The 12,043-nt window shown below is 69.6% G+C and carries 11 protein-coding genes; all 11 read right to left on the bottom strand.

The genetic code is table 11. The annotated features are described in order from the left end of the window. Positions 1-143: 143 nt before the first annotated feature. The 11 genes from ACFU5K_RS12435 to pdxS all read right to left on the bottom strand — a co-directional run bounded on the left by ACFU5K_RS12435 (position 144) and on the right by pdxS (position 11,939). Positions 144-2,798 carry a RelA/SpoT family protein gene (locus ACFU5K_RS12435; RefSeq protein ID WP_384059719.1) on the bottom strand — a complete coding sequence of 885 codons (2,655 nt, stop codon included), beginning with the start codon at positions 2,796-2,798 and terminating at the stop codon, positions 144-146. A gap of 169 nt (positions 2,799-2,967) precedes the next feature. Further along, positions 2,968-3,519, bottom strand: coding sequence for an adenine phosphoribosyltransferase (locus ACFU5K_RS12430; protein ID WP_384059716.1), 552 nt, complete (start codon positions 3,517-3,519; stop codon positions 2,968-2,970). Next, positions 3,516-4,625: a protein translocase subunit SecF gene (gene secF, locus ACFU5K_RS12425; protein ID WP_384059713.1), complete on the bottom strand. Its 1,110-nt coding sequence runs from the start codon at positions 4,623-4,625 to the stop codon at positions 3,516-3,518. The genes ACFU5K_RS12430 and secF overlap by 4 nt, the downstream gene beginning before the upstream one ends. Position 4,626: 1 nt before the next feature. Beyond that, positions 4,627-6,375 (bottom strand): protein translocase subunit SecD, encoded by a 1,749-nt coding sequence (gene secD, locus ACFU5K_RS12420; protein ID WP_384059711.1) that lies wholly within the window; start codon positions 6,373-6,375, stop codon positions 4,627-4,629. Between the two features lie 147 nt (positions 6,376-6,522). Then, on the bottom strand, positions 6,523-6,990 hold the full coding sequence (gene yajC / locus ACFU5K_RS12415; RefSeq protein ID WP_384059707.1) for a preprotein translocase subunit YajC: 468 nt from the start codon (positions 6,988-6,990) through the stop codon (positions 6,523-6,525). Between the two features lie 168 nt (positions 6,991-7,158). Next, positions 7,159-8,244 (bottom strand): Holliday junction branch migration DNA helicase RuvB, encoded by a 1,086-nt coding sequence (gene ruvB / locus ACFU5K_RS12410; protein WP_384059705.1) that lies wholly within the window; start codon positions 8,242-8,244, stop codon positions 7,159-7,161. 83 nt (positions 8,245-8,327) lie between these two features. Continuing rightward, positions 8,328-8,954: a Holliday junction branch migration protein RuvA gene (ruvA, locus tag ACFU5K_RS12405; protein WP_384059702.1), complete on the bottom strand. Its 627-nt coding sequence runs from the start codon at positions 8,952-8,954 to the stop codon at positions 8,328-8,330. Next, entirely contained in the window at positions 8,951-9,484 is a 534-nt protein-coding gene (gene ruvC, locus ACFU5K_RS12400; RefSeq protein ID WP_384059699.1) for a crossover junction endodeoxyribonuclease RuvC, read from the bottom strand. The genes ruvA and ruvC overlap by 4 nt, the downstream gene beginning before the upstream one ends. Before the next feature lie 120 nt (positions 9,485-9,604). Then, positions 9,605-10,357: a YebC/PmpR family DNA-binding transcriptional regulator gene (locus tag ACFU5K_RS12395; protein ID WP_384059696.1), complete on the bottom strand. Its 753-nt coding sequence runs from the start codon at positions 10,355-10,357 to the stop codon at positions 9,605-9,607. A gap of 61 nt (positions 10,358-10,418) precedes the next feature. Then, the gene (gene pdxT / locus ACFU5K_RS12390; protein ID WP_384059694.1) at positions 10,419-11,012 is read right to left on the bottom strand and encodes a pyridoxal 5'-phosphate synthase glutaminase subunit PdxT; all 594 of its coding nucleotides are present in this window, start codon (positions 11,010-11,012) and stop codon (positions 10,419-10,421) included. Between the two features lie 6 nt (positions 11,013-11,018). Continuing rightward, positions 11,019-11,939, bottom strand: a complete 921-nt coding sequence (pdxS, locus tag ACFU5K_RS12385; protein ID WP_384059692.1) for a pyridoxal 5'-phosphate synthase lyase subunit PdxS — start codon at positions 11,937-11,939, stop codon at positions 11,019-11,021. Positions 11,940-12,043: the final 104 nt, after the last annotated feature.

Below are 12,043 nucleotides of genomic sequence, written 5' to 3'. Positions count from 1 at the left end.
TAAAACACTCATTCCCTCGGGCGGCCGGTTCTTTTTTTAACTCCCCCCGGGGGCCCGGCCCCCCCGCGGGGGGGGGGGGCGCCGGCCCCCCGCCGCCCCCCCCGCGTCTCACCCGCCCGCCGTGGGCGCCCTGCGGCTGCCCGCTACGGGCGTCGCGCCGAGGTGACCCGGTAGACGTCGTAGACGCCCTCCACGCCCCGCACGGCCTTCAGGACGTGTCCCAGGTGCTTCGGGTCGCCCATCTCGAAGGTGAAGCGTGAGGTGGCCACCCGGTCGCGGGACGTCTGTACCGCCGCCGACAGGATGTTCACGTGCTGGTCGGACAGGACACGCGTGACGTCGGAGAGCAGTCGCGAGCGGTCCAGCGCCTCGACCTGGATGGCGACGAGGAAGACCGACGACTGGGTGGGCGCCCACTCGACGTCGAGGATCCGCTCCGGCTGCTGCGAGAGCGAGTCGACGTTGACGCAGTCCGCCCGGTGGACGGAGACGCCACTGCCCCGCGTGACGAACCCGATGATCGGGTCGCCGGGAACGGGCGTGCAGCAACGGGCCAGCTTGACCCAGACGTCATCGACGCCCTTGACGACCACACCCGGATCCGCCTTGGCGCGGCGCTTGTTGCGACCGTGCGAGGGCGGGGAGCTCTCCGCCAGGTCCTCGTTGGCCGCGTCCTCACCGCCCAGTGCCTGGACGAGCTTCTGGACGACGCCCGCCGCGGCGACATGACCCTCACCGATGGCCGCGTACAGCGAAGAGATGTCTGGATAGCGCATCTCGTGCGCGAGCGTGACGAGGGAGTCGCCGGTCAGGATCCGCTGGATCGGCAGGTTCTGCTTGCGCATCGCCCGCGCGATGGCGTCCTTGCCGTGCTCGATCGCCTCGTCGCGACGTTCCTTGGAGAACCAGGCGCGGATCTTGTTGCGTGCCCGGGGCGACTTGACGAACTGGAGCCAGTCGCGCGAGGGCCCGGCGCCGGCGGCCTTCGACGTGAAGACCTCCACGAGGTCACCGTTGTCGAGCGTCGACTCCAGCGGTACGAGCCGCCCGTTGACCCGTGCCCCTATGGTCCGGTGCCCGACCTCCGTGTGAACCGCGTACGCGAAGTCGACCGGCGTCGCACCGGCGGGCAGCGCTATCACGTCGCCCTTCGGCGTGAAGACGAACACCTCGTTGCGCGACAGGTCGAACCGCAGGGACTCCAGGAACTCGCTGGGGTCCTCGGTCTCCTTCTGCCAGTCCAGGAGCTGGCGCAGCCATGCCATGTCGTTGACGGTGTCCTGGCCCCGGCCGCCCGTGTTCCTGGGCACGTCGGTACGCACCTTGGAGGCGCCCGCGACGGCCTCCTGCTTGTACTTCCAGTGCGCCGCGATGCCGTACTCGGCGCGGCGGTGCATGTCGAACGTGCGGATCTGGAGCTCGACGGGCTTGCCGCTGGGACCGATCACCGTGGTGTGCAGCGACTGGTACATGTTGAACTTCGGCATCGCGATGTAGTCCTTGAACCGCCCGGGCACCGGATTCCACCGGGCGTGGACGGTGCCGAGCGCCGCGTAGCAGTCGCGGACGGTGTCGACGAGGACGCGGATGCCCACCAGGTCGTAGATCTCGGCGAAGTCGCGGCCTCGCACGATCATCTTCTGGTAGACGCTGTAGTAGTGCTTCGGGCGGCCGGTGACGGTGGCCTTGATGCGAGCGGCCCGCAAATCGGCCTGCACCTCGTCGGTCACTATGGCGAGGTACTCGTCACGCTTGGGCGCGCGCTCGGCGACGAGGCGGACGATCTCGTCGTACATCTTGGGGTAGAGGATCGCGAAGGCGAGGTCCTCCAGTTCCCACTTGATGGTGTTCATGCCCAGGCGGTGGGCCAGCGGCGCGTAGATCTCGAGGGTCTCGCGGGCCTTCTTCTCCTGCTTCTCCCGCTTGAGATAGCGCATGGTGCGCATGTTGTGCAGCCGGTCGGCGAGCTTGATGACCAGGACCCGGGGGTCCTTGGCCATGGCGACGACCATCTTGCGCACGGTCTCGGCCTGCGCGGCCTCGCCGAACTTGACCTTGTCGAGCTTGGTGACGCCGTCGACGAGCAGGGCGACCTGCTCGCCGAAGTCCTTGCGCAGGGTGTCGAGGCCGTACTCGGTGTCCTCGACGGTGTCGTGCAGCAGCCCGGCCATCAGGGTCGCCGGGTCCATGCCCAGCTCGGCGAGGATGGTGGTGACGGCGAGCGGGTGGGTGATGTAGGGGTCGCCGCTCTTGCGCTTCTGGCCGCGGTGCCAGCGCTCCGCGACCTGGTAGGCGCGCTCGATCTGCCGCAGGGTGGCGGACTCGATCTTGGGGTCGTTGCCCCGGACCGTACGCAGAAGGGGTTCGAGGACCGGGTTGTACGGGCTGGATCGCTGTACGCCCAGTCGGGCGAGCCGCGCCCTGACCCGGTTGGAGGAGCCTCCCGACCGGCCGGTGGCCGCCGGCGGGGTATTGGCGGGCTTGGCCGGGGGCTTCGCGGCGGGAGCGGGCGCCGGGAACGTGGGCGCGGGAGGCTTGACGGCCGGTGCGGGCGCCAAGGAGCCGGTCTCCCCGGCGGGCTTCGCCGGGGGCGCGGCGGCCTTGGTGCCCGGAGGCGGCGTCGGCTTGGCCGGAGCGGCGGGCGTCCGGTCGGCTGCGGTAGCGGCGGGACCCTGCGCGTGCTCGCCCGTGGACCCGGAGTCGCCCACCCGGTCGGGCTTCGCCTTCCCGGGCGTGGCTGAGGCCTCCGCGGGCTTTTCGGGCTGCGGGGCGGCGACTGGCTGGGCCTCGTCTGGCAAGAGCGCTCCTCGTGCGGATCCGGGCTACCGGAAAGCCCATGGTAACGACCCCTGGGCAGGTCCTCGCCCGGGGACGGTGAACCCCTGACAACGCGGGACGGGTACCCGGATGTTCCCGGGTACCCGTCCTGTACGTCTCCACACCCGTGTTGTCACGGCACAGTGCAGGTCAGAGGGTGATCAGAGCCTCCAGCGGGGCACCGCGCAGTCCGGTCTCGAGCCGGGCACGGCCCGAGAGGAAGCCGAGCTCCATCAGCACCGAGACCCCGGCGACCTGCGCACCGGCCCGCCGGATGAGCTCCAGCGAGGCCTCCGCAGTGCCGCCGGTGGCGAGGACGTCGTCGATGACCATGACCCGGTCGTGGGCGGTCAGGTCCTCGGCGTGGATCTCGATCTCCGCCGTGCCGTACTCCAGCTCGTACGCCTGCCCGAGAGTGGCGCCGGGCAGCTTCCCCGCCTTGCGCACGGGCACGAACCCGATCCCGGACCGGACGGCGACCGGCGCGGCCAGGATGAACCCCCGGGCCTCGAGTCCGACGATCTTGGTGGCTCCGTGCAGCGTGCACAGTTCCGCGAAGAACTCCGTGAGGGCGGCGAAAGCGACCGGGTCCGCGAGCAACGGGGTGATGTCCTTGAACAGCACTCCGGGCTTCGGATAGTCCGGTACGTCACGGATCCGGCTGAGCAGCAGCTCCCTGGTCGCGTCGGTCACGCTCGTCACCGGCGGTTCCTGGGACTCCGGCCATGGCCTCCGGCCTGCCTGCGCTGGCCGACGACCGCGCCCGCGGGCTCGGTGTCCCCGTCGGAGTCCTGTGCCAGATCGTCGCGCCCGTCCTCGGCGGACTCGCCCTTGGCCGCGGCAGCGGCACGCTTGGCGAGGATGCGCTTCTTCAGTGCCTTTATCTGCGGCTCGCGTTCCTTCAGGTCGGCGACCAGCGGAGTGGCGATGAAGATCGAGGAGTACGCGCCGGCGGCCAGGCCGACGAACAGCGACAGCGAGATGTCGTTCAGCGTCCCCGCGCCCAGGACACCGCCGCCGATGAACAGCAGACCGGCGACGGGGAGCAGTGCGACGACGGTGGTGTTGATGGAACGCACCAGCGTGCCGTTGATGGACCGGTTGGCGATCTCGCTGTAGGTCCAGCGGGTCTGCTTGGTGATCCCCTTCGTGCCCTCCTTGAGGCTGTCGAAGACGACGACCGTGTCGTAGAGGGAGTAACCGAGGATGGTGAGCAGACCGATCACGGTGCCCGGGGTGACCTCGAAGCCGACGAGGGCGTACACGCCGACCGTGATCGTGATGTCGTGGATCAGCGCGACCAGGGCCGCGACCGCCATGCGCCACTCGAAGGCGATGGCCAGGTAGACCACCACGAGGACCATGAAGATCCCGAGGCCGGTCCAGGCCTTGTTCGCGATCTGCTCGCCCCAGCTGGGGCCGACCAGGTCCGCGTTGATCTTCGCCTCGGGGATGCCGAGGTCCTCGGAGAGCTGGGTCTTGATCTGGTCGGCCTTGGCGGTGTCGACCTCGGTGATCTGGATCCGGAGCCCGCCGTTGCCGAGCTCCTGGACGATCGCCTCGTGGCCGGAGGCGGCGACCGCCTCCTCACGGACCTGGGAGACCGAGATCTTGGCCTTGGTGTCCGTGGTGAAGACGGCACCGCCCTTGAACTCGATGCCCAGGTTGAGACCGCTGACCGCCAGGCCGACGATGGCCGTGATGGTGATCAGGATCGATACGCCGTACCAGATCTTGCGCTTGCCGATGAAGTCGTATCCGACCTCGCCACGGTAGAGCCGGGCGCCGAGATCGCCGAGTCGCGACATCTCACGCCTCCTTCGGGTCGGTAGGGGCGTTGACGCGGCGCGAACGGCGCAGCGGCGGCTTGGCGCCGAGCCGCTGCGGGTCCAGGCCGGACCACGGGTGACCGCTGCCGAAGAACTTCGTGCGGGCCATCAGGGTCATGACGGGCTTGGTGAAGAGGAACACCACGACCACGTCGAGCACGGTCGTGAGGCCGAGCGTGAACGCGAAGCCCTGCACCTTGCCGACGGTGACGAGGAAGAGAACGGCCGCGGCGAGGAACGACACGAAGTCGGACACCAGGATGGTGCGGCGGGCCCGGGGCCAGGCGCGCTCGACGGCCGGACGGAGCGTACGGCCCTCCCGGATCTCGTCACGGATGCGTTCGAAGTAGACGATGAACGAGTCCGCGGTGATACCGATCGCCACGATCGCGCCGCAGACGGCCGGGAGGTTCAGCGCGAAGCCGATGGCCGGGCCGAGCAGCGCCATGATCGTGTACGTCAGGATGCCGGAGGCCAGGAGGCTGAGGAGCGCGATGAGTGCCAGGCCTCGGTAGTAGGCCACCAGGTAGATGACGACCAGGGCCAGACCGATGGCACCGGCGATGAGGCCGGCCTGCAGCTGCTCGCCGCCGAGTGCGGCGGTGACGGTGGTGACCGTGTCCTCGCTGAAGGACAGCGGCAGCGCACCGTAGGAGAGGACGTTGGCCAGGTCCTCCGCGGACTGCTGGGTGAAGCTGCCGGAGATCTCGGCGCTTCCGCTGAGCGTCTCGTTCACCTGGGGCGCGGAGACGACCTCACCGTCGAGGGAGATCGCGAACTGGTTCTGCGGGGACTGCTGGGCGGACAGCTTCTTCGTGATCGTCTGGAACTTCTTGGAGCCCTTGTCGGTGAAGTCCATCGACACGAGCCAGATGCCGCGCTGCTGGTCGAACTGGGCCTTGGCGTCGTCGACGTCCGTACCGGAGACCTCGGCCGGGCCGAGGAGGTACTTGGCGTCGCCCTCGGAGCTGCACGCGACCGTGGGGTCCTCGGGCTTGACGCCGTCACCGGCGGCAGCGCGGGCCTTCTTGTCGGTGCAGTCAAGCTCCGTGAACTTCTTCTGGAGCGCTGCGGTGGCGGGGTCGGGGGCCTCGGTCGCCGCAGGGCTCTTCGAGGCCTCCGCCGCACCGGAGGTGCTGGCCTTGGGGGTCGGCGTCGCGTCCTTCTTCAGGGCGTCGGTGACGGCACGGCCCTGGGTGGTGGCGCCGTCCGAGGGGGTCGCCTTCGAGCCCGACGCGGGCTCCGGCTCCGTCGCCTTGGCGCTCGGCTTCGCCGAACCGGTCGCGGACGGGCTCGCGGAGCCCTCCGGGGTCGGTGTACCGCCCGTGACCGTCAGCACGGGCCGGAAGTAGAGCTGGGCGGTCGTGCCGACCTGCTCCCGGGCCTGCTTCGAGTTCGTCCCCTTGGGGATGTTGACGATGATGTTCGATGCGCCCTGGGTCTGAACCTCGGCCTCGGAGACACCCAGACCATTGACACGGCGTTCGATGATGGTGACCGCGGTGTTCATGTTGGTCTCGTTGATCGCGTCAGGCTTGCCGGGCTGGCTCTTCGCCTTGAGCGTGATCGATGTACCGCCGGCCAGGTCGATACCGAGCCGGGGCGTGGTGTGACCGGACAGGAAAATCCCGCCGGTCAGGGCGACCATGGCAATCAGGATCAGAGCCAGGGCACGGCCCGGCCTGCCCTGTCCACCGGTTGAGCCCCGGCCTTTCTTCGGTGCTGCCACCTTTTTGTTTCTCCCTGTCCAACCGCCCCGCGCCGGGTACGCGCCCGAGCGGCCACGAAGTGTTGTGAGGACCCGCCCCCGCAGAAGACCGCACGGCCCGTGAGACGCCGGGCACCCGAGGGTGCCCGGCGTCTGTGGGTCGTGGAACTACTTGGCGTCGCTCTCGCCGTCGGCCTTGGCGTCCTTGGCCTCTGCACCCTTGGCGTTCTTCGCCACGGTCTCGTCCTCGGCCTTCTTGCCCAGGTCGATCTTCGCGACGTCGTCGGCCGCGTCCGTGGACTCACCTTCGGTGAGCGAGGAGGCGTCGTCGGGCACGAGCGTGCTGTCGGAATCGTCGCCGTGGACGATGCGGTTGTACTCCGCGTCGTCCAGAACAGCACCGATGGAGTTCTTGGCGTAGACAGCGTGAACGCCGGGCGCGACCTCGAGGAGAACCGTGTCGTCCTGGATCTCCTTGACGGTGGCATACATGCCCCCGATCGTCCGGACGCCGGTACCGGGCTGCATTTCGGTGCGCATCTGCGCAGCCGCCTGCTGCTTCTTCTTGGCGGACCGGGTCATCAGGAACATGGCCCCGATGAGCACGATGAAGGGGAGGAGTGTCACGAGACTCACGGGACGGAACTTCCTTCGCACGACCACGCTGGGTTCACGCGGCCTGGTCTACGGGGGTGGGTACACCGACCTGTACGGGCGGCATCGGCGGAGTCTAAGCGAGTCCGCATCGTTGGAACAACGTCCAGCATCGCACCGCGGTTCCCCTGTTGGCCAACCCGTGAGCTGTCACGCCCCGAACAGGCCCTGTTGTCCCTTTACGCCGTGCTGCGGAGGCACGAGTCCGAGGTGCGCCCACGCCGCGGGGGTGGCGACCCTGCCCCGGGGTGTCCTGGCGAGCAGTCCCTCCCGCACGAGGAACGGTTCGGCGACCTCCTCGACCGTCTCGCGCTCCTCCCCCACGGCCACCGCGAGTGTGGAGAGTCCGACGGGGCCCCCGCCGAAGAGCTTCAGCAGGGCGCCGAGCACCGCACGGTCCAGGCGGTCGAGGCCCCGGGCGTCGACCTCGTACACCCGCAGTGCGGCGGCCGCGATGTCCCGGTCGATCTTCCCCTCGGCCTTGACCTGGGCGTAGTCCCGGACGCGGCGCAGCAGGCGGTTGGCGATACGGGGTGTGCCCCGGGAGCGTCCGGCGATCTCGGCAGCGCCTGCCGTGTCTATGGCTACGTCCAGGAGGCCGGCCGACCGGTGGATCACCCGCTCCAGTTCGGTGGGGGCGTAGAACTCCATGTGGCCGGTGAAACCGAAGCGGTCGCGGAGCGGGGGCGGCAGCAGTCCGGCCCTGGTGGTGGCCCCGACCAGGGTGAACGGCGGCAGTTCCAGCGGGATGGCCGTGGCGCCGGGGCCCTTGCCGACGATCACGTCGACCCTGAAGTCCTCCATCGCCATGTAGAGCATCTCCTCGGCGGGCCGCGACATGCGGTGGATCTCGTCGAGGAAGAGGACTTCACCCTCCTGGAGGGAGGAGAGGATCGCGGCGAGATCACCCGCGTGCTGGATCGCCGGGCCCGACGTGATACGGATCGGGGCGCCCATCTCCGCTGCGATGATCATGGAAAGGGTGGTCTTCCCGAGACCGGGGGCGCCGGAGAGCAGGACGTGGTCGGCCGTGGCCCCGCGCGCGCGGGCCGCCTTGAGGACCAGGTCGAGCTGTTCGCGGACCTTTTCCTGGCCGACGAATTCATGGAGGTCCTTCGGGCGCAGGGCGGCTTCGACCGCGGTGTCCTCGCCGTCCGCCCCGGCGGCGACCAGGCGGTCGTCCAGCCGCTCGTCGGTGAGGTCGCCGGTGTCGGGCCCGGTCTCGTCCCAGTTCATCTCGTCAGTCCCGCCTCGGGTGTTTCGGTACCGGTCCGTGCGGTGTCCCGGCCGGTGTAGGGGGCGCGTCGGCGCCCCCGGGGTCAGCGTGCGCGGTTGAGCGTCTGCAGGGCGGCACGGAGCAGCTGGGGCACGGGGGCCTGGCCTCCACCCGCGATCGCGGCCTCGGCCTGCGGCGCCACGGCGGTCACCGCCTCGTCCGCCTCGCGGGTCGCGTAGCCGAGGCCGATCAGGGCGGCCTGGAGCTGGTCTCGCCAGGAGGAACTCACGGCGGCGCCGACACCCTGCTGCCCGATGTGTGCGCCGACCGGCTCGCCCAGACGGTCCTTGAGCTCCAGGAGGAGCTTCTGCGCACCCTTCTTGCCGATGCCGGACACCGCGGTGAGGGCCTTCTCGTCCCCGGTGGCGACGGCGATGCGCAGAGCGTCCGGGCTGTGGGTGGCGAGCATGGCCTGGGCGAGCCGGGGACCGACACCGCTGGCGGTCTGGAGGAGTTCGAAGACCTGCCGCTCGTCGTCGTCGGCGAAGCCGTAGAGCGTGAGGGAGTCCTCGCGTACGACGAGGGAGGTGGCCAGCTTGGCCTCCTGCCCGATCCGCAGGCCCGCGAGGGTGCCGGGGGCGCACTGGATGGCCATGCCGATGCCGCCGACCTCGATCACGGCCGTGGTCGGAGCGAGGGCGGCCACCGGGCCGGAGACGAAGGCGATCATGCGGTGCGGCCTTTCAGCGTGCGATGGGCGGCGACGGCCTGCTGCAGTCGGTTCTGCGCGGGTGCGCGCCAGATGTGGCAGATGGCGAGGGCGAGCGCGTCGGCGGCGTCCGCGGGCTTCGGGGGCGCGTCGAGCCGCAGCAGACGGGTCACCATGGATCCGACCTGCGCCTTGTCGGCGCGTCCCGATCCCGTGACGGCCGCCTTGACCTCGCTGGGGGTGTGCAGGGCGACGGGGATGCCGCGGCGGGAGGCGCACAGCATGGCGACCGCGCTGGCCTGGGCGGTGCCCATGACCGTACGGACGTTGTGCTGGCTGAACACCCGCTCCACGGCCACGGCATCGGGCCGGTGCTCGTCGAGCCACGCCTCGATGCCCCGCTCGATGCCGACCAGCCGGTGACCGAGCTCCGCGTCGGCGAGGGTGCGCACGACGCCGACGCCGATCATGGAGAGCGGCCCGCCGACGACGCCCTCGACGACTCCGACACCGCACCGGGTCAGCCCCGGGTCCACGCCCAACACCCGCATCTGAGGGCCCCCTCCGCCGCTCGGTCACCTGTTCCCGCAGGCTATCGGGTCGCACCGACAATGCGACGGGCCGACGGGGTGTGTCCCGTCGGCCCGTCGGCGTACCGCGTCTCACCGCCCTCAGGCGTCGACCTTCTCCATGACCTCGTCGGAGACGTCGAAGTTGGCGAAGACGTTCTGCACGTCGTCGCTGTCCTCCAACGCGTCGATCAGCTTGAAGATCTTGCGGGCGCCCTCTTCGTCGAGCTCGACCTGCATGGTCGGGACGAAGTTGGCCTCGGCCGAGTCGTAGTCGATGCCGGCGTCCTGGAGCGCGGTGCGGACCGCGACCATGTCGGTGGCCTCGCTGAGCACCTCGAACGTGTCGCCGAGGTCGTTGACCTCCTCGGCTCCCGCGTCGAGCACCGCTCCGAGGACGTCGTCCTCGGACAGTCCGGCCTTGGGGACGATCACGACGCCCTTGCGGTTGAACAGGTACGAGACCGAGCCCGGGTCCGCCATCGAGCCGCCGTTGCGGGTCATCGCGACACGGACGTCGGACGCGGCGCGGTTGCGGTTGTCGGTGAGGCACTCGATGAGCACCGCGACGCCGTTGGGGCCGTAGCCTTCGTACATGATCGTCTCGTAGTCGGCGCCACCGGCCTCGAGGCCGGCACCGCGCTTGACCGCCGAGTCGATGTTCTTGTTCGGGACCGAGCTCTTCTTGGCCTTCTGAATGGCGTCGAAAAGGGTCGGGTTACCGGACACGTCGGCGCCGCCCGTGCGGGCCGCGACCTCGATGTTCTTGATCATCTTCGCGAAGAGCTTGCCGCGCTTGGCGTCGATCACGGCCTTCTTGTGCTTCGTCGTAGCCCATTTAGAGTGGCCGGACATCTGCCTTCTCCTTCGCGTCACCAAAATCGATCCGAACCCGAGAGATCCTACCGGGATCGCATCAGCCCATGGCGCGCACCATGTCGGTGAAGAACGCGTGCAGGCGATGGTCCCCGGTCAGTTCCGGGTGGAACGACGTCGCCAGGGCGTTTCCCTGGCGTACGGCCACGATATGGCCACCGTGCATCGCGAGGACCTGGGCGCCGGCGCCCACGGACTCCACCCAGGGGGCCCGGATGAAGACACCGTCGACCGGCCCGCCGGGCACTCCGTCGACCTCGACGGCCGCCTCGAAGGACTCGTTCTGCCGCCCGAAAGCGTTACGGCGCACGATCATCTCGATGCCGCCGACGGTCTCCTGGCCCGAGCGCGGGTCGAGGATCTTGTCGGCGAGCAGGATCATCCCGGCGCAGGTCCCGTACACCGGCATCCCGGCCGCGACCCGCTCGCGCAGGGGTTCCATCATGCCGAAGAGGACGGCGAGCTTGGACATGGTGGTGGACTCGCCACCGGGTATGACGAGCCCGTCGACCTCGGCGAGCTCCTCGGGCCGCCGGACCGGCCTGGCCAGGGCGTCCGCCATGGCCAGAGCCGTCAGGTGTTCCCGTACGTCGCCCTGCAGAGCCAGGACTCCGATGACAGGAGTGTCGTCCATCGGTGCTTACCAGCCACGGTTGGCGTAGCGCTCGGCCTCGGGCAGCGTGTCGCAGTTGATGCCGACCATGGCCTCACCGAGGTTGCGCGACGCGTCCGCGATGACCTTCGGGTCGTCGTAGAAGGTGGTGGCCTTCACGATGGCGGCGGCACGCTTGGCCGGGTCGCCGGACTTGAAGATGCCGGAGCCGACGAAGACGCCCTCGGCACCGAGCTGACGCATCAGGGCCGCGTCCGCGGGGGTGGCGACACCGCCCGCGGAGAACAGGACGACGGGCAGCTTGCCGAGCTCGGCGACCTCCTTGACCAGCTCGTACGGGGCGCGCAGGTCCTTGGCGGCGGCGTACAGCTCGTTGTTGTCGAAGCCGCGCAGCCGGGCGATCTCGTTCTTGATCTGGCGCAGGTGGCGGACCGCCTCGACGACGTTGCCGGTGCCGGCCTCGCCCTTGGAGCGGATCATCGCCGCACCCTCGGCGATGCGTCGCAGGGCCTCGCCCAGGTTGGTGGCGCCGCAGACGAAGGGGGTGGTGAAGGCGAACTTGTCGCTGTGGTTGACCTCGTCGGCCGGGGTGAGGACCTCGGACTCGTCGATGTAGTCGACGCCGAGGGACTGGAGCACCTGGGCCTCGACGAAGTGGCCGATGCGGGACTTGGCCATGACGGGGATGGAGACGGCCCCGATGATCTCTTCGATCATGTTGGGGTCGGACATCCGGGCCACGCCGCCGTCCTTGCGGATGTCGGCGGGCACCCGCTCCAGGGCCATGACGGCCACGGCGCCCGCGTCCTCGGCGATCTTCGCCTGCTCGGCGTCGACGACGTCCATGATCACGCCGCCCTTGAGCTGCTCGGCCATGCCGCGCTTGACGCGGGCGGTGCCGGTGGCGGGGGTCTCGGCGGACTGCGGGGTGCTGGGAAGCGTGGACACGGATCGACCTCACTGGGGTGAAAGACTGGGGTTCCTACACCCTTGAGCAAACGCTCCGGGACCGGTCCACAGCAAGGGCCAATGAGGAGCGCGTGGATCGTTCC

This window comes from Streptomyces sp. NPDC057428 (genome assembly GCF_042803195.1).
Classification (GTDB): Bacteria; Actinomycetota; Actinomycetes; order Streptomycetales; family Streptomycetaceae; genus Streptomyces.
The sequence above is the reverse complement of the archived record's forward strand: the minus strand, read 5'-3'. Positions and strand labels throughout refer to the sequence as shown.